The sequence below is a fragment of the Nocardioides sp. genome (assembly GCF_034670285.1).
Taxonomy (GTDB): Bacteria; Actinomycetota; Actinomycetes; order Propionibacteriales; family Nocardioidaceae; genus Nocardioides.
The window spans coordinates 1-16,322 of record NZ_JAXMNS010000020.1 but is presented as its reverse complement, the minus strand read 5'-3'; the positions used below and the strand labels follow the sequence as shown (position 1 = coordinate 16,322).

Annotated in this window: 16 protein-coding genes and 2 tRNA genes; 3 read left to right on the top strand and 15 right to left on the bottom strand. The window is 71.2% G+C overall.

Features of this window, described 5'->3' with window-relative positions; all coding sequences use genetic code 11:
• A partial coding sequence (locus VOI19_RS02155) for a hypothetical protein (protein WP_323791309.1) occupies nt 1–332 on the top strand: 332 nt, incomplete at its 5' end.
• Nucleotides 333–381: 49 nt separating this feature from the next.
• Here VOI19_RS02155 and VOI19_RS02150 read toward each other — a convergent pair.
• The 11 genes from VOI19_RS02150 to VOI19_RS02100 form a co-directional block, all read right to left on the bottom strand.
• Complete coding sequence (locus VOI19_RS02150) at nt 382–846, bottom strand: SRPBCC family protein (RefSeq protein WP_323791308.1); 465 nt, start codon at nt 844–846, stop codon at nt 382–384.
• Between the two features lie 47 nt (nt 847–893).
• Nucleotides 894–2,084 (bottom strand): hypothetical protein, encoded by a 1,191-nt coding sequence (locus VOI19_RS02145; protein ID WP_323791307.1) that lies wholly within the window; start codon nt 2,082–2,084, stop codon nt 894–896.
• 124 nt (nt 2,085–2,208) lie between these two features.
• On the bottom strand, nt 2,209–3,630 hold the full coding sequence (tig, locus tag VOI19_RS02140) for a trigger factor (protein ID WP_323791306.1): 1,422 nt from the start codon (nt 3,628–3,630) through the stop codon (nt 2,209–2,211).
• 73 nt (nt 3,631–3,703) lie between these two features.
• Nucleotides 3,704–3,776 (bottom strand) — tRNA-Pro (locus VOI19_RS02135).
• A 33-nt stretch (nt 3,777–3,809) separates the two neighbouring features.
• Nucleotides 3,810–3,883: transfer RNA gene (locus tag VOI19_RS02130), tRNA-Gly, on the bottom strand.
• A gap of 67 nt (nt 3,884–3,950) precedes the next feature.
• Nucleotides 3,951–5,006 (bottom strand): PP2C family protein-serine/threonine phosphatase, encoded by a 1,056-nt coding sequence (locus VOI19_RS02125; protein ID WP_323791305.1) that lies wholly within the window; start codon nt 5,004–5,006, stop codon nt 3,951–3,953.
• Between the two features lie 52 nt (nt 5,007–5,058).
• The gene (locus tag VOI19_RS02120; protein WP_323791304.1) at nt 5,059–5,904 is read right to left on the bottom strand and encodes an Fpg/Nei family DNA glycosylase; all 846 of its coding nucleotides are present in this window, start codon (nt 5,902–5,904) and stop codon (nt 5,059–5,061) included.
• Nucleotides 5,897–6,406, bottom strand: a complete 510-nt coding sequence (locus VOI19_RS02115; protein ID WP_323791303.1) for a ribose-5-phosphate isomerase — start codon at nt 6,404–6,406, stop codon at nt 5,897–5,899. The genes VOI19_RS02120 and VOI19_RS02115 overlap by 8 nt, the downstream gene beginning before the upstream one ends.
• Nucleotides 6,407–6,418: 12 nt before the next feature.
• Complete coding sequence (locus tag VOI19_RS02110; protein WP_323791302.1) at nt 6,419–7,306, bottom strand: alpha/beta hydrolase; 888 nt, start codon at nt 7,304–7,306, stop codon at nt 6,419–6,421.
• Nucleotides 7,307–7,326: 20 nt separating this feature from the next.
• Nucleotides 7,327–7,920, bottom strand: a complete 594-nt coding sequence (pth, locus tag VOI19_RS02105) for an aminoacyl-tRNA hydrolase (RefSeq protein ID WP_323791301.1) — start codon at nt 7,918–7,920, stop codon at nt 7,327–7,329.
• A gap of 133 nt (nt 7,921–8,053) precedes the next feature.
• Nucleotides 8,054–8,716 (bottom strand): 50S ribosomal protein L25/general stress protein Ctc, encoded by a 663-nt coding sequence (locus VOI19_RS02100; protein ID WP_323791300.1) that lies wholly within the window; start codon nt 8,714–8,716, stop codon nt 8,054–8,056.
• 245 nt (nt 8,717–8,961) lie between these two features.
• Here VOI19_RS02100 and pepN point away from each other — a divergent pair, with 245 nt between their 5' ends.
• Nucleotides 8,962–11,406, top strand: a complete 2,445-nt coding sequence (pepN, locus tag VOI19_RS02095; protein WP_323791299.1) for an aminopeptidase N — start codon at nt 8,962–8,964, stop codon at nt 11,404–11,406.
• A gap of 124 nt (nt 11,407–11,530) precedes the next feature.
• On the opposite strand, the gene VOI19_RS02090 is transcribed toward pepN, so the two are convergent.
• From VOI19_RS02090 to VOI19_RS02080, 3 genes are all read right to left on the bottom strand, one after another.
• Nucleotides 11,531–12,511, bottom strand: a complete 981-nt coding sequence (locus VOI19_RS02090; protein ID WP_323791298.1) for a ribose-phosphate diphosphokinase — start codon at nt 12,509–12,511, stop codon at nt 11,531–11,533.
• Nucleotides 12,512–12,545: 34 nt separating this feature from the next.
• Nucleotides 12,546–14,057 carry a bifunctional UDP-N-acetylglucosamine diphosphorylase/glucosamine-1-phosphate N-acetyltransferase GlmU gene (glmU, locus tag VOI19_RS02085; RefSeq protein WP_323791297.1) on the bottom strand — a complete coding sequence of 504 codons (1,512 nt, stop codon included), beginning with the start codon at nt 14,055–14,057 and terminating at the stop codon, nt 12,546–12,548.
• Nucleotides 14,058–14,155: 98 nt separating this feature from the next.
• Nucleotides 14,156–14,917 (bottom strand): class F sortase, encoded by a 762-nt coding sequence (locus VOI19_RS02080; RefSeq protein ID WP_323791296.1) that lies wholly within the window; start codon nt 14,915–14,917, stop codon nt 14,156–14,158.
• Between the two features lie 55 nt (nt 14,918–14,972).
• On the opposite strand from VOI19_RS02080, the gene VOI19_RS02075 reads away from it, so the two are divergent.
• Entirely contained in the window at nt 14,973–15,770 is a 798-nt protein-coding gene (locus VOI19_RS02075) for a GNAT family N-acetyltransferase (RefSeq protein ID WP_323791295.1), read from the top strand.
• Here the strand turns inward: VOI19_RS02075 and VOI19_RS02070 are convergent.
• The gene (locus VOI19_RS02070) at nt 15,761–16,246 is read right to left on the bottom strand and encodes a hypothetical protein (protein WP_323791294.1); all 486 of its coding nucleotides are present in this window, start codon (nt 16,244–16,246) and stop codon (nt 15,761–15,763) included. The two genes, VOI19_RS02075 and VOI19_RS02070, sit on opposite strands and share 10 nt — an antisense overlap.
• Nucleotides 16,247–16,322: the final 76 nt, after the last annotated feature.

Here is a 16,322-nt window from a genome sequence, read left to right as displayed (position 1 = left end):
CGGCCTGGAACGGCATTGCCTGGTACGGCTACGTCGACAAGGACCTGCGCAACGCCCTGGGCGAGCCGGTCCGTGGCGCCTACCACCGCGTCTACTGCGGGGACGGCTCGAAGAAGAAGTGCCGCAACGCCGTCGCGAACTCGTTGCGCAAGGCCACGGCGCGCGCTCTGGCTGCCCAGGACGTGGACCGGGTCGGCGCCCTGACCTACGACAAGCACCAGGACGACATCCGGGCCACCACCGCGGGTCTCATCGGGGTGCGACCCATCGACTGGCAGAACCGGCCGACGTTCCAGCAGATCATCGAGTTCACCGGGCACCGCGCCCACTGAGACCCGCTGAGACGCGTTCAGGAGCTGTCGAGGAGCAGCCGGGGCCGACTCAGGCCTCGGCTGCTGCCTTGAGCCGCTGGACGGTGGTGGCCATCCCGGCCTCCAGCTCGTCGCAGTGACCCTCGGCGCCACCGAGGAAGGTCTTGGCGAAGACACCGCTGACGGCCGAGAGCCCCTGGGGCACGGGGCGGCGGTGGGTGACGGTGGTGCCGCCACCGGCGGTGGGCTCGAGCTCCCAGATCCACCGGGCGCCACTGGACTTGGTGTCCCAGGCGAGCGTGCGGCCGGGCTCGAGCACGGCGACGACCGAGCGCGTGGGCCACACCATGGCCTTGCGCTTGTTGATGCCGACGTACTGCTGACCGACGCGCAGGCCGCCGCGCAGGATCGGGATCATCCGGACCAGCTCGGGGCTCCAGTCGGGCATCTGCGAGAAGTCGGTGAGGAGCTGCCAGACCCGCTCCGGCGAGGCGTCGACGGTGGCGGTGGCGGTGAGCTCGCGATCGGCAGTCATGGCGCCATCATCGCCGACCCCGACCACGAGCCCGACACCCTTGCGGGTCAGGACAACCAGGCGCGGAGAGCGGTGAGCACGTCCGGGTGGTTCAGCAGCCCGAAGTGGTCGGTCCTGCCGACGTGGAGCCGCTCGGCGCCGGGGAACAGCTCGTTCCCGCGACGGTCGGTGCCGTACGCCGAGCGCGGCCGGACCAGCAGGTCCCCCACGAGATGGCCCACGGGATGGCGCTCCGACGCGCTGAGGGTGGCGCAGACCAGGCGGTAGCGCGCGTGCGGCAGCGGCGGCACGTCCTCGGTCAGGCCGACGACGAGGTCGTGCACGCCGACCGAGCGCTGGTCGAGGATCCGACCGAACGCGGCGGTCTCCGGGAGCCGTCCCAGACCGCGGCTGCCGTGTCCGATCCCCCAGGCGATCGGCGCCCCCAGGTGGGGCGTGCCGAGGGTGACGACGTCGGAGACCAGGGCGTTCCAGTCGCTGCCGGCGTCGGTCGTGGCGTGCACGTCGGCCGCGCTGACCGCGCCGGCCGCACGGATGACCAGTCCACCCATCGAGTGCCCGACGAGCACGATCCGGGTCACCGGCACCGGCCACTCCTCGACCAGGCGCCGCATCAGGGCGGTCAGGGCGATGCCGTTCTCGCGCAGCGGAAGGCCGGAGTTGGCGCGCAGCATGATCGGCGACCAGCCCTCCGCAGCCAGTGCCTCGGCGTACGTCGTGCCGGTGCGGTCGCGGTGCCGGTTCCAGTAGGACTCGTTCTCGCACAGGCCGTGCAGGAAGACCACGAGCTCGCCACTCGCGTCGGGGTAGGTCCGAGCCAGGTGCTCGCGCTCGAGGACGACGTCCTCGCCCTCGTGGCGCACCGCCATCGCGATGGCGAGCTGCGGCCGCTCGCGGAGGAGCCGGTCACCGATGAGGCCGTTGACGGCCGAGCTGACGAAGCGTCCTCGCGGGGTGGCTTCCAGGCGACCGCCGAGGCCCGCTCCGGCCGCCTTGTCGAGGCCCGTGGAGGCGGCCTTGAGCCCAAGACCGATCGAGCTGTAGATCGCACTGGCGATCCCCCGGTGCAGGGCCGCCGGCACCTCTGCCCCGGGACCGGCCAGACGACGCGTCAGTCCGTGCGCGCGATCGGCCCAGGCGAGGTGGGTGTCGCGGACGCTGGAGACCACGACCTCGTCGGTGACCTCCGAGAGCAGCGAGAGCGCGTCGAGGACGCTGGGTCCGGGGGCGGTGGTCATGGCGGCAGCATAGCGCGGCAAGTGCACACATGTGCACTCAACGAGGACAAGACGAAGGCCCACCCTCTGCGTGCGGGAGGTGGGCCTTCGAACGATCAGTCAGCCACCAGGTGGCCGGGACGGATCAGGAGGCGTTCTCATCCTCGGCGACCTCGGTGGCCTCGGCAGCGGTCTCGTCGCCGGCCTCGGCCGACTCGGCCGACTCGGTCTCCTCGGGCGCGATCGTGCCGTCCGGCAGGAGGCGCTTCAGCTCGACGGGGTTGCCCGAGGCGTCGGTGACGACTGCGGACTCGACGAGGATCGCGAGGGCCTTGCCGCGCAGGATCTCCTGCACCAGGTCGGGCACGTGGTTGTGCTCGAACATGTGGTTGGCGAACTCCTGCGGGTCCTGGCCCGACTGCTGCGCCCGACGCACCAGGTGCTGGGACAGCTCGTTCTGGTCGACGCCGATCTCCTCGGTCTTGGCGATCTCGTCGAGCACGAACTGAGCGGCCACGGCGTCACGCACGCGGCGCTCGAGGTCGGCCTCGAACTCCTCGATCGTCTGCTTCTCGTCCTCGAGGTAGGCCTCCATCGTCATGCCGGCCTGGGCGAGCTGCTGCTCGACGCTCTGGCGACGGGCGTTGAGCTCGTCGGCCACGATCGTCTCGGGCAGCGGGATCTCCATCTTCTCGAGCATGCCCTCGAGGACGGCGTCGCGGGCAGCGGCGGCCTGCTCGAGGCGCTTGCCCCGACCCAGACGCTCGCGCACGTCGGCGGTGAGCTCCTCGATGGTGTCGAACTCGGAGGCCAGCTGGGCGAACTCGTCGTCGAGCTCGGGGAGCTCCTGCTCCTGGACCTGGCTGATGCTCACGGCGACCTCGACCTTGGTGCCGACCAGGTCGCCACCGACGAGCTCGCTCTCGAAGGTGGCGGAGCCACCGGGCTCGAGACCCAGCAGGGCCTCGTCGAGCCCGTCGATCATGCCGCCGCGACCCACGCGGTAGCTCATGCCACTGACCTCGGCGCCCTCGACGACCTCGCCGTCCTGGCTGGCCTTGAGGTCGAGGACGACGAAGTCGCCATCGGCAGCTGCGCGCTCGACGTCGCTCAGGGTGGCGAACCGCTCGCGCAGTGCCTCGACCTGCTCGGCGACCTCTTCGTCGCTCAGCTCGACGTCGTCGACCGACGCGGCCAGACCGGTGTAGTCGGGCAGGGTGATCTCGGGACGGACGTCGACCTCGGCGGTGAACTCGAGGACCTCGTTGTCCTCCAGCTTGGTGACCTCGATCTCCGGCTGGGCGACGGGCGTCAGCGAGTTCTCCTCGAGCGCCTCGACGTACTTCTGCGGAAGCACCTCGTTGATGGCCTGGTCGAGGACCGCGCCACGGCCGACCTGACGGTCGATGACCATCGGCGGCACCTTCCCGCGGCGGAAGCCGGGGATATTGATCTGCTGGGCGATCTGCTTGTAGGCGGCATCAAGGCTCGGCTGGAGCTCCTCGAAAGGCACCTCGACGGTGAGCTTGGCCCGGGTCGGGCTCACGGTCTCGACGGCGCTCTTCACAGGTGTATCTCCTCTTGGTGTGGGTGTGTCTGGGTCTTGCTGATCTCGCGGGGACGTGCACAGGTGCGTGGAGTCGGGGCGACAGGACTCGAACCTGCGGTCTCCTGCTCCCAAAGCAGGCGCGCTAGCCACTACGCTACGCCCCGGCAAGCAGGCGCTCCGACGTGCCGGAAGCTGCTTGGAGCGGATGACGGGAATCGAACCCGCGTGGTCAGTTTGGAAGACTGAGGCTCTACCATTGAGCTACATCCGCGCGCCCCGAAACGCTCTCGGAACCCCTGAATCGTGCCACAGGGGGCCCCGTCGGACCCAACCGGGAGTCACCTCCGGTGGACGACCATCATCGCGCGGTCGTCGCCCGGGGAGCCCAGGGACGTCGCGAGCCGCTCTGCGGCACCGATGAACGAGCCCCTCAGCATCGATTCCGCGGCGCCGAGCATCCGGTCGATGCCGAGGTCGATGTCGCGATGGGGGTCCTCCACCATGCCGTCGGTGTAGAGCAGGACGGCGTCGCCGCTGTCGAGGTGTCCGCGCACGCAGTTGAAGCGGGCCTCGGGCATCAGGCCCAGGACAGGACCCTCGGTGCGCAGCACGCTCCAGCGGCCGGTGCCCGAGGCTCGGTGCGCCGCCGGCGGGTGGCCCGCGCTGCGGACCTCGTAGTTGCCCGTGCGCAGGTCGACGCACAGGTGGATAGCGCTGGCGAACCCCTCGGGCCAGTCCTGGCGCAGGACGTAGTCGTTGGCCGCCGGCAGGAACCCCTCGGGCGGCAGGGCCCCCAGCAGACCACCGAACGCCCCCGAGAGGAGCAGCGCCCGCGGGCCGGCCTCCTCCCCCTTGCCGGAGACGTCCACGACGACGAGCTGGATCAGGGCGCCGTCGGCGGAGCGGGTGGCCACGATGAAGTCGCCGGCGAAGGCGGTGCCGCCTGCCGAGTGCAGGGCGGACTCGACGACCCAGCCCGACGGCAGGTCGGGGATGGCGCCCTGGTTGAGGATGCGGTCACGCAGGTCGACGAACATCGACTCGCCCCGCAGCCCGGCCACACCCAGTCGTGAGCGTCGGCGGCTGGCCGCGATCACGATCAGGCCGATCACGACCTGGACGGCGGCAGCGCCGAGGGTGCGGCTGGTCAGCTCGGTCTGGTTGAACAGCGAGACCGCGAGCATGGCGAGCACGAACAGCACGAAGGGCGGCAGCGCCCGCGGGCCCAGCAGCAGGCTCCCGACGACGATCGGGATCAGCAACGTGCTGAACGGTGTGACCGTCGGGAAGACGATCACCATCGCCGCCACCAGCGCAGCGAAGGCGCCCATCGCGGCTGCCAGTCGCAGCTCGGCGGCGTCGAGCCGCGCGCGTCCCGGGACAGCTGTGGTCACGCGATGCTGCCTCTCCATCGATCCTCATCGGTCGCCGCCGGACCGAGGTGCCTCACCCTACGGCGCGCGAGCGAAAGACGGGCTGGCAACGCGAACACCAGTAGGAGTTCCTGCCGCGCAGCTCCTCGATGCTCACCCTGCGGCCACACACCAGGCACGGCTGCCCGTGACGGCGGTAGACGTAGACCTCGCCGCCGTGGTCGTCGACTCGCGGCGGCCGTCCCATCGCCTCCGGGGTGTGCTCGGCGCGCACCGTGTCGATGCGGCCGGTGCGCACGCCCTCGGTCATCAGCACCACCAGGTCGTCCCACATCGCCAGCCACTGGCCGACTCGCAGGGTGTGGCCGGGGCGGAGCGGGTGCATCCGGTGGCGGAAGAGCAGCTCGGCCCGATAGACGTTGCCGACCCCGGCGAGCACCGACTGATCCATCAGCAGCGCACCGATCGGCAGTCGGCTGCGCCGTACGCGCTCCCACGCCAGTAGTGGGTCGGCCTCGACTCGCAACGGGTCGGGCCCCGCCGCGGCGACCACCGCGTCGCGCTGCGCCGACGTCCAGAGGTCGCAGGCCGACGCGCCCCGCAGATCGGCGTACGCCGTGTCGTGGGCGAGGCGGAGCCGGACCGCGCCGACCGGAGCAGGCACGCCGTCCTCGGGATCGACGTCGGCGTGGACGTCGAACTTCCCGATGAGACCGAGGTGGACGTGCACGAACCGCTCGCCGGGGAACTCCACGAACAGCTGCTTGCCCCACGCCTCGGCGCCGACGAGCACCTCGCCGTCCAGCAGCGCGGCCGACTCGGCGAAGCGCCCCTGCGGGCTGGACACCGCGACCCGGCGACCGCCGAACGCCGCGGTGAGGTCACCGGCGAGCCGGTGGAGGGTGTGACCCTCAGGCATCGGGCCCGAGGCCGACGGCGGACTCCGGCAGGGGCGGCAGCTCGCGCGTGGTCTCGTAGTCGCTCAGCATGGTGATGCGACGCACGTGGCGCTCGTCGCCACTGAAGGGCTCGGCGAGGAAGAGCCCGATGAAGCGGGTCATCTCCTCCAGCGTGTGCATCCGGCCACCGACCGAGATCATCTGGGCGTCGTTGTGCTCGCGGGCGAGCGTGGCGGTGGCGTCGGACCACACCAGGGCGCAGCGGATGCCCTCGATCTTGTTGGCCGCCATCTGCTCACCGTTGCCGGAGCCGCCGACCACCACGCCGAGGCTGTCGAGACCGGAGGCCCGGTCGGCCGCCACGCCGGCAGCGGCGCGCAGGCAGAAGACCGGGTAGTCGTCGAGGGCGTCGTAGACGAAGGGGCCGTGGTCGACCGGCTCGTAGCCGTTGTCGGTCAGCCACTGGCTGAGGTGATCCTTGAGCTCGAGGCCGGCATGGTCACTGCCGAGGTGTACGCGCATGCGCCCATCCTCTCAGCCGTGGGTGCGCAGGAACGACGCCACCTGCCCCATCAGGGGCTCCGCGGCGGGGAAGACGTCCGTGTGTCGCCAGAAGCCGTGCAGCTGGCCGAGGTCGCGCGAGGCCACGACCTCGACGCCGGCCTCGGCGAGCAGCCGGGCCAGGTGCTCCCCCTCGTCGCGCAACGGGTCGTGCTCGGCGGTGGTGACCAGGGTCGGGGGCAGGGTGCCCAACCGCTCGGAGAGCAGCGGCGCGAGGTCGGGGTGGTCGTAGAGGGCGACGTCTCCCCCGCTGTACTGCGCCCTGTACCAGGCGACCTCCTGAGGGTCGAAGCCCTCCTGCTCGGTGGTGTGGGAGTCGAACGCGGCGGTCGGGTCGAGGAAGGGGTAGATCAGGGCGAGGGCGTCGAAGAGCCCCGGATGGCGCAGCGCAGCGACGAGCGCGAGGTTGGCTCCCGCGCTGTCACCGTGGCCGAGCAACGGCCCCTCGAGCCCGTGCACAGCGCCCTCGCCCTCGATCCAGGACAGGACCGTGTCGACGTCGTCCGGGGCGGCCGGGAAGGGATGCTCGGGGGCCAGGCGGTAGTCGACGCTGATGACCGCGCGTCCGACCCGGTTCGCGAGCCGGCGCACGCTCGCATCGTGGACCTCGACGTCGTTGAAGACGAAGCCGCCGCCGTGCAGGTGCACCACGGTGCCGCGGGCTGCCTCGGCCGGAAGGTAGATCCGGCACGGGACACCGTCGGCATCGACGTCCTCGACCGACGCGACGTCCTCGCGCTGCTGCGCGGCTGCGAGGTCGCGCGCCTCGCGGCGAGCACGGACGATGTCGTAGCCCGGTGTGTGGACCGGCTGGTCGCCGGCCGCGTGGTCGAGCGCCTTGCGTGCCTCGGGAAAGAGCATGGCCTGAGGCTAGTGCGCGATCAGGAGTTGAAGGCGCCCTGCGTGGTCGACAGGCCCCGGGTGATCAGGCTCTCGACCGCGTCCGCGGCCGTGTCGACCTGGAACGGGAGCTCCTTACGCTCGACCTTGGAGTAGTCGGACAGCACGAAGTCGGCCACCTCCTGGCGCCCGGGCGGGCGGCCGATGCCGGCACGCACGCGGTGGAAGTCGCCGGTGCCGAAGGAGGAGCGCAGCGACTTGAGGCCGTTGTGGCCGTTGTCGCCGCCACCGAGCTTGACCCGCAGCGTGCCGAAGGCGATGTCGAGCTCGTCGTGGATGGCGATCACGCGCTCGGGCGGCACCTTGTAGAAGGTCGCCAGCGCCTTGGTCGCTCCGCCGACGTCGTTCATGAACGAGCGCGGGCGCGCGAGGACGATGCGCGGGGCGTCGGCAACGCCCGGTGCGCCGAGACGGCCCTCGACCACCTCGGCCCGACCGGTCTTGTGGGCGCGCCACGGCGAGCCGAGCCGACGGGCGAGCTCGTCGGTGACGAGGTAGCCGATGTTGTGCCGGTGACCGGCGTACGTCGGGCCGGGGTTGCCCAGGCCGACGACCAACCAGACCTCAGCGCTCATGTCCGACTCCTCGCGCGCACGCGCCTCACGACCAACCGGCCCGGTCATCGACCGGGCCGGGGAGACGAGTCGGCCCAGGAACCACCTGAGCCGAGCCGTCATCATCTTCTGGATCAATCCTGCGTCAGCAGGGTCACTCGGAGGAGGAGTCGTCGCCCTCGGAGCTCCCGGAGCCCTCGGCGTCGTCGGACTCCTCGCGCTCGATGCCGGCCTCGGCCTCGGCCGACTCCAGGTCGGCCTCGAGGGCCTCCGCGCTCTGCTGCTCGGTGATGTTGACGATCAGCGTCTCGGGGTCGAGCAGCAGCTCGGAGCCCGAGGGCAGCTCGAGGTCGGAGGCCAGGATCTGGGTGCCGGCCTCGAGGGCCTCGATGGAGACCTCGACGTACTCGGGGATGTGGGTCGCCTCGGCCTCGAGGGTGATCGTGGACGTGCCGGTGACGACCAGGGTGCCGCGCGCGGCCTCGCCGTTCAGGTGCACGGGGACCTCGACGGTGACCTTCTCGCCCTTGGTGACGGCGACGAAGTCGATGTGCTCGAGGGTGCGGCGGATCGGGTCGACCTGGACCTGCTTGGTCAGGGCGAGCTGCTTGGAGCCGTCGATCTCGAGCTCGAGGAGCGCGTTGGCGCCACCGTGCTTGAGCGCCATCCAGGTGTCGTGACCGGGGAGGGTGATGTGCATCGGGTCGTTGCCGTGGCCGTAGACGACGCCGGGGACCTTGTCGGCACGACGGATGCGGCGGGCAGCGCCCTTGCCGAACTCGGTGCGGGTCTCAGCCTTGATCTTCTCTGCAGCCATGATGTGTCTCCTCTGGGTGGGTTCCCCCGGCGCGACATCTGGGCGGTCGGGGTCGTGCTGGCATCTGGGCCCCGGCAGAAACGCAGAACGCCGCGCGACAGCGCGGCGTCCAGACAGCTGGTCATCCGGCCCTGTCGATCACGGAGCATGAGCTCCCTCGCCGAGGCAACCTGGAGAGACTAGACGTGCGAGCCGACTGGAGGCGAATCGTTGAGCCCGGCGGGGCGCCTCGTAGGGTCGGCGGCGTGTCTCTCACCCTCGCCGAAGCGCGCCTGCGCGCCAGCACCCTGTCCGACGTCGCCTACGACCTCGCGCTCGACCTGCGCTCCCCCGAGGCCCGCACGTTCGGCACGCGTACGACGATCCGCTTCACCAGCACCGCGTCGACCACGTTCCTCGAGCTGACCGACGCCACCGACGTGACCGTGGCCCTCGACGGAGCCCCGAGCGAGGTCGCCTACGACGGTCGTCGCATTCAGCTCACCGGCCTCAACGGCACCCCCGAGACACCCACCCGCCACGAGGTCGTCGTCGAGGCGCAGGTGCCCTACATCAGCGACGGCGACGGGATGCACCGCTTCACCGACCCGGCCGACCAGGCGACCTACACGTGCGCCTACATCGGCATGGACGTCGCTCAGCGGGTCTTCCCGTGCTTCGACCAGAACGACCTCAAGGCGCCGTTCACCGTCTCGGTCCAGGCCCCGGCCGAGTGGACCGTGCTCGCCAACGGACGCGCGCTCGACGACCCCGCGGCGCCGGCCGGCTCGTGGACCTTCAGCGAGACGTTGCCGATCCCCACCGCGATGTTCGTCGTCTGCGCCGGGCCCTTCCACTCCCGCACCTGGGAGCACGCCGGGCTGCCGTTCGGCTGGCACGCCCGCGCCTCGCTGGCCGCCGAGCTCGACCGCGACTTCGACGAGCTGAAGGCCACCACGGAGGCCTGCTTCGACCACTACGCCGGCCTCTTCACCGAGCCGATGCCGTTCGGCTCCTACGACCAGGCCTTCGTGCCCGGTCAGAACTGGGGCGCCCTCGAGACACCCGGCTGCGTCACCTACCGCGACGAGTACCTCCCCCGCGGTCGGCTCACCGGCCGACTCCGCGCCGCACGCGCCACCACGATCGCCCACGAGATGGCCCACATGTGGTTCGGCGACCTGGTGACGATGACGTGGTGGGAGGACACCTGGCTCCAGGAGTCGTTCGCCGACTACATGGGCTTCCGGGTCGCCGAGGACGCCGCCGGCTACCCCGGCCTGCTGTCCACCTTCGAGACCAGCCGCAAGGCGACGGCGTACGTCTCCGACGCGCGGCGCTCCACCCACCCCGTGGCGCCCCTGGCCGAGGACGTCCCGGACGTCGACGCGGCCTCGACCAACTTCGACATGATCAGCTATGCCAAGGGCAACTCCTGCCTGCGCCAGCTCGTCACCTGGCTCGGCGACGAGGAGTTCCTCGCCGGCGTGAACCGCTACCTGGCCACCCACCGTCTCGGCAATGCCACGTTGGACGACTTCGTGGCGGCCCTGGACGCCGTCTCCGAGCGCGACGTCGTGCGATGGTCCGAGCTGTGGCTGCGCACCACCGGCTACGACACGATCCGCGTCGAGCGGGCCGACGACGACACGCCCGTGCTCGTGCGCGACGGCTCGCGTCCGCACCGCCTGTCCGTGGCGTCGTACGACGTCGTGGACGGCGCGCCCCGCGAGACCGCGCGACTGCTGGTCGACCTCGACGACGAGCCGGTGCGGCTCGACGGGTGGGCCGGACGCGTCGTCGTCCCCAACGTGGGCAGCGAGACCTACGCGCAGATCCGGCTCGACCCCGCCTCGCGTTCCGAGCTGGTCGGCGGCCTCTCGCGCCTCGAGGACCCGCTGGCCCGTGCGGTCGTGTGGGGGTCGCTGTTCGCCGACGTCGAGAGCGGGGCGCTGGCTCCGCTCGACTACGTCGCCGTCGTGGCCGAGCAGCTGCCCACCGAGACCGACCCCACCCTCGTGACCGCGGTCCTGGCCCGCACGCGCGACCGGGCGCTCCCGCTGCGGGTCGACGCCGCCGACGTCCCCACCGTGCTGGCGATGCTCACCTCGGCCTGCGGGCGTGCGCTCGAGGCCGCAACGGATGACGAGCTCCGTCAGGCCCTCGTGGAGGCGCTGGCCGGCTTCACAGCCGACGTCGACCTGCTCCACGGCTGGCTCGAGGACGGCACGGTGTCCGGTGGGCCCACCCTCGACCCGGCCCTGCGCTGGCGCGTCGTGACCCGCCTCGCCTCGCTGGGAGCCCTGGACGAGGCTGCCATCGAGACCGAGAGGCTGCGCGACGGCACCATCGACGGCGAGCTCGGCGCCGCCGGCGCCCTCGCTGCGCGCCCCACCGCCGAGGCCAAGGCCGCAGCCTGGAGCGCCGCCACGGACCCCGAGGTCTCCAACCGGCACTTCACCGCGTTGCTGGGTGGGCTGTGGTCGGTGGAGCAGGTCGACCTGCTGGCGCCGTACGTCAGCGCCTACCTCGCCGAGGCCCCCGAGCTGTCACGCCGTCGGGGTCAGGCGTTCAGCCAGGTCGTCGGGCGCGCCTTCCCGGCGCTCCCACTCACCTCGGCGCAGGTCGCCGAGCTCGAGCAGGCACTCACCGGCGACGTACCGACCGTGCTGCGCCGCGCCTGGGACGACCGGCTCGACGACCTCGGGTGAGCCCGGGTCGGCGCTCAGCTCGCCGGGTCTCGACACGCCGGTCGCGACCTCGCACGCTCAGTCGCGCGGCTTGCTCGACCACCATCGACGAAGGTTCACCCTCGCTCCGCTCGGGTGACCTTCGTCATGCGTGGCCGTCGAACATCGAGGTGACCGAGCCGTCCTCGAACACCTCGCGGATCGCGCGGGCCACGAGCGGGGCGATCGACAGCGTGGTGAGCTTGTCGAACTCCTTCTCGGGCTCGATCGGCAGGGTGTTGGTGATGACGATCTCGGTGGCCGGGGAGTTCTTCAGGCGTTCGACGGCGGGGTCGGAGAGCAGAGCGTGCGTCGCGGCGATGATGACGCCGGCGGCGCCCTCCTCCATCAGTGCGTCGGCGGCCTTCACGATCGTGCCGCCGGTGTCGATCATGTCGTCGACCAGGACGCACATGCGGTCCTTGACGTCACCCACGACGCGGTTGGCGACTGTCTCGTTGGGACGGTCGGTGCGACGCGACTTGTGGATGAAGGCCAGCGGGGCGCCGCCGAGGCGGGCCGACCAGCGCTCGGCGACCTTGATGCGGCCGGCGTCCGGAGAGACGACGGCGAGTGCCTGGCCGCCGTACTTGCCCTTGACGTAGTCGGCGAGCAGCGGCAGCGCCATCAGGTGGTCGACGGGGCCGTCGAAGAAGCCCTGGATCTGGTCGGCGTGCAGGTCGACGCAGATGAGGCGGTCGGCGCCGGCGGTCTTGAAGAGGTCGGCGATCAGGCGGGCCGAGATCGGCTCGCGACCGCGGTGCTTCTTGTCCTGGCGGGCATAGCCGTAGAACGGCATCACGACGGTGATGCGCTTGGCCGAGGCGCGCTTGAGCGCGTCGACCATGATCAGGTGCTCCATGATCCACTCGTTGATCGGAGCGGTGTGGCTCTGCAGCACGAAGGCGTCGCAGCCGCGCACCGACTCCTCGTAGCGCACGTAGATCTCGGAGTTGGCGAACTCGTAGGCCGAGGTCGGCACCAGCGGGGTGCCGAGGATGTCGCTCACCTCCGTGGCCAGCGTCGGATGTGCCCGTCCGCTGAAGACCATCAGGTTCTTCTCGGTGGTCTTCTGGATGCCCTTCACGGGTTACTCCTGGGTGTCGCCGGGGTGAACGGCCTCAGTCTCGCGCATGTGGGGCCTCGGGCGACACCCCGGGGTCGGCTTCGTGAGACACCTCACCTGAGCCTGGTTCGGCGGCTCCTGCGGCTCCGGCGGCGGCTGCCTGCGCCGTTCCGGTTCGCCGGCGCAGGACCCAGCCGAGGATCGTGCGCTGGGGCCCGGCACTCACCGCGAGCGCGCCCGGCGGCACGTCACGTCGTACGACGGTGCCGGCACCTGTCGCGGCCCCGTCGCCGATCTCGACCGGCGCCACGAACGTGTTGTTGGACGCCGTTCGGGCGTGCTTGCCGATGACCGTGCGGTGCTTGGCGACGCCGTCGTAGTTGGCGAAGATCGTGCCGGCACCGATGTTGGTGCCCTCACCGATCTCGGCGTCGCCGACGTAGGACAGGTGCGGCACCTTCGCCCCGTCGCCGATGTCGGCGTTCTTGGTCTCGACGAAGCCGCCGATCTTGCCGCCGACCCCGAGGCGGGTGCCGGGGCGCAGGTAGGAGTAGGGGCCGACCGAGGCGCGGGCACCGATTACGGCGAGCTCGGCATGCACCCGCACGATCCGGGCGCCCTCGCCGATCTCGCAGTCCTTGAGCGTGGTGTCGGGCCCGATGACCGCATCCTCGGCCACGACGGTCGCGCCGAGCAGCTGCGTGCCGGGCAGGATGGTGACGTCGGGGGCCAGGACGACGTCGGAGTCGATCCACGTGGTCGCGGGGTCCATCACCGTGACGCCCTCGCGCATCCAGCGCGTGACGATGCGGCCGTTGAGCTCGCGGCCGAGGTCGGCGAGCTGCACGCGGTCGTTGGCGCCCTCGGTCTGCATGACGTCGTCGATCGGGTAGGCGCCGACGGTGAGTCCGGCGTCGCGAGCGAGCTGGACGGTGTCGGTGAGGTAGTACTCGCCGTTGGCGTTGTCGTTGCCGATCCGGGGCAGTGCTTCGGCGAGGAAGCCGGCGTCGAAGGCGAGGATGCCGGAGTTGATCTCGGCGATCTCGCGCTGGTCGCGGGTCGCGTCTTTCTCCTCGACGATGGCGAGCACGTCACCGTCCTCGTCACGCACGACGCGGCCGTAGCCGTGGGGCTTGGCGACGATGCCGCTCAGGATGCTCACCGCGCACTGGGCGGCCTCGTGCTCGGCGGCGAACGCGCGCAGCGACTCGCCCGTCAGCAGCGGGGTGTCGCCGTACGCGACGACGACGGTGCCCTGCATCGGCGTGCCGGCAGCGGTGCGCGTCAGCGCCTCCACGGCCACCCGCACGGCGTGACCGGTGCCCTGCTGCTCCTCCTGGACCGCCAGCACCGCCTCGGGGAGGAGCCCGGTGATGTGCGGGCCGACCTGGTCGCGCTGGTGGCCGACGACCGCGACGACGCGGTCGGGCTCCATCGACTGAACAGCGACGAGGACGTGCTCGATCATGCTGCGCCCACCGATCGGGTGGAGCACCTTCATCGTCTTGGAACGCATGCGGGTGCCGCCGCCGGCGGCGAGGACGATGACGGTCAGGTTGGTGCTCACACGGGCTCCTCGAGAAGGGGTTGGAGTCGAGTGGCTCCTCGTCAGGAGCATCACCCTACCTACCCGACGCGGCGGCGCCGGGGTGACTGCTGCGGTCTTCAGGCCCCGGTGGAGGGGCTGTCGGCCGACCCGACCGGCATCGCGGTGACGACGACGTTGCTGAGGTAGACCTCGCCGTTGAAGTCCTCGCAGGTGATGACGACCAGACGTCCGGGGCTGGTCTGGCTGAAGAGCTCGGTGGCCTCCTGCGCCACGGTGCCCTTCGAGAACACCCGCACGTCGCTGACGCGGTAGTCGAGGCTCCCGTCGGCGGTCTCGATCGACATCCGGTCGCCCGCCTCGAGGGTCTCGAGGTCCTGAAGCGCCCCACCGCCACGACTGAGGGTGTGGCCGGTGACCAGCGCGCTCCCCTGCTCGGCGCCGAAGTCGGCTCCGGCCGACCACCAGCCCACCTGCTGGGCGTCGTCGGGCGGGGTGAGGGTGCCGCCCGGAGCCGTGATCGGAAGGACCGCACTGTCGATACCGAGGGTGGGGATCACCAGGCGGCGCGACGCGCCCGACTCGGCGGCGGGCTGCTCGGTGCGCGTGCGCTTCTTCTTGTCCCGGCCCTTGTCGTCACCCTGCGCGCGACCCGCGGCCGTGAGCTCGTCGGGCAGGTCGATGGGGGTCGAGCCCGTGACGTGGATCGGCGCGGCCGTCTCCGGCTGGTCGTCGCCGAGGACGACGAACGACGCGAAGGCCACGGCGCCGGCGGTCGCGAGCGCGGCCAGCGCGATCAGGCGGCGACGACGAGACCCCGGCGTGGGATCGGCGGGGCTGTGGGGGGCAGCGGACGAGGTGCTGCGTCGTGGAAGGCGCACTCCCCCAGTATGCGCGTCCGGTGGACGGGTGGGGCAACCCTGGCACGCTGACGTCGTGGAGCGACTCACCCAGCACGCCGACCTGCTCGCTGCGTCCGCGAACGATCCGTGGGTGCGGTGGTACCTCCCCGATCCCTTCCTGGGCGAGGTGTGGGTGCACGACGGCGTCGCGCTCGTGCAGCGACTGCGCCGCCGTCCGGGCTTCTGGGTCGCGCCCCTGGCCGGCGCCCCGGTGTCGGAGCCGAGCTCGGAGTCGGCGCGGGTGCGCGCTGCCTTGGTCGCGCTGCGCGACGGCGGCCACTTCGACCGGCTCGAGGCCGCGTCGGTGTCAGTGGTGCAGGGGCACGCCGCGGTGGCCCACGAGGTGCTCGACCTCGCCGAAGGCGGCGACTGGGAGTGGATGTGGTGCGCCGCTGCACCACCCCGGCTGCCGCAGGAGGACCAGGTGGTGGCTCTCGACGACACCGCTGACGCGGCCGAGCTGGAGGCATTCACCAGGGCCCACAACCCGCGGGTCTGGACCGAGGTCGGCTCCGGACGCGTGCAGCAGTGGCGCGGACTCCGTGACGACTCCGGCGCCCTGGTCGCCATTGGCGGCGCCGAGGTCGGGGACGCCGGCGCCCCGCACCTGGCCGGCATCGTCACCGCCGGCGCGCACCGCGGTCAGGGGTACGGTTCGGTCGTCTCGGCCGCCCTCACGCGCTGGGCGCTCGAGCAGCACGGGGTGTGCACCCTGGGCATGTTCAGCGACAACCACGTCGCTCGAGGCGTCTACGAGCGGCTGGGGTTCCGGACTGCGCGGGCTTGGCACTCGAGGGCGTTGATGCGGCGTGCCGTCGCCGATCACTCGTAGTCGTTGGACCCTGGGGTTCCAGTCCCGGGCTGCGGAACTGACGGAAGCACGTTGATGGTCCCCTTCCGCAGGGTGCTGGTCGGATCCGCGATGCTCTGGAAGGAGAACTGCAGCGTCTTCGGAGCCGATGGTGCGATCTGGGGATCGAGCTTCCGGAAGATGGCGGTGACCACGCGGTCAGGCCCGACTGACTGACTGATGAACTCGTATTCGGTGTTGTTCGAGACCAAGTCGCTGGCGCCGATCTCCCCGACGAGCGGGGTCAGACGCACGACCGCATCCATGCTCGCGGGCGCCTCCGTCCCGAGGTTGCTGATCACACAGCTCACGCGGATCGTGTCGTTGGGCCTTGTAGTGGACGGCGCGCCCGCCGCCATCGTCACTACCCCACCGGAAGCGGCGACGCCGTGGGCGGGGAGCGAGGACGCCGCGAGGATCACGGGCGTCGACCACGCCAGGTGCGCCCCGGTCTTCACGACCCGACGACGGGTGGTTCCTGCAGGGCTGGCGGCGGGCTGCTGGGGGGTCACGGGGGCCTCCGGGTGGTGGTGA

What these genes read in the sequence shown, in the direction of transcription:
- VOI19_RS02150 (WP_323791308.1), bottom strand. Translation starts at nt 846, where the DNA reads ATGACTGCCGATCGCGAGCTCACCGCCACCGCCACCGTCGACGCCTCG.
- VOI19_RS02145 (WP_323791307.1), bottom strand. Translation starts at nt 2,084, where the DNA reads ATGACCACCGCCCCCGGACCCAGCGTCCTCGACGCGCTCTCGCTGCTC.
- VOI19_RS02120 (WP_323791304.1), bottom strand. Translation starts at nt 5,904, where the DNA reads ATGCCTGAGGGTCACACCCTCCACCGGCTCGCCGGTGACCTCACCGCG.
- VOI19_RS02115 (WP_323791303.1), bottom strand. Translation starts at nt 6,406, where the DNA reads ATGCGCGTACACCTCGGCAGTGACCATGCCGGCCTCGAGCTCAAGGAT.
- VOI19_RS02110 (WP_323791302.1), bottom strand. Translation starts at nt 7,306, where the DNA reads ATGCTCTTTCCCGAGGCACGCAAGGCGCTCGACCACGCGGCCGGCGAC.
- pth (WP_323791301.1), bottom strand. Translation starts at nt 7,920, where the DNA reads ATGAGCGCTGAGGTCTGGTTGGTCGTCGGCCTGGGCAACCCCGGCCCG.
- VOI19_RS02100 (WP_323791300.1), bottom strand. Translation starts at nt 8,716, where the DNA reads ATGGCTGCAGAGAAGATCAAGGCTGAGACCCGCACCGAGTTCGGCAAG.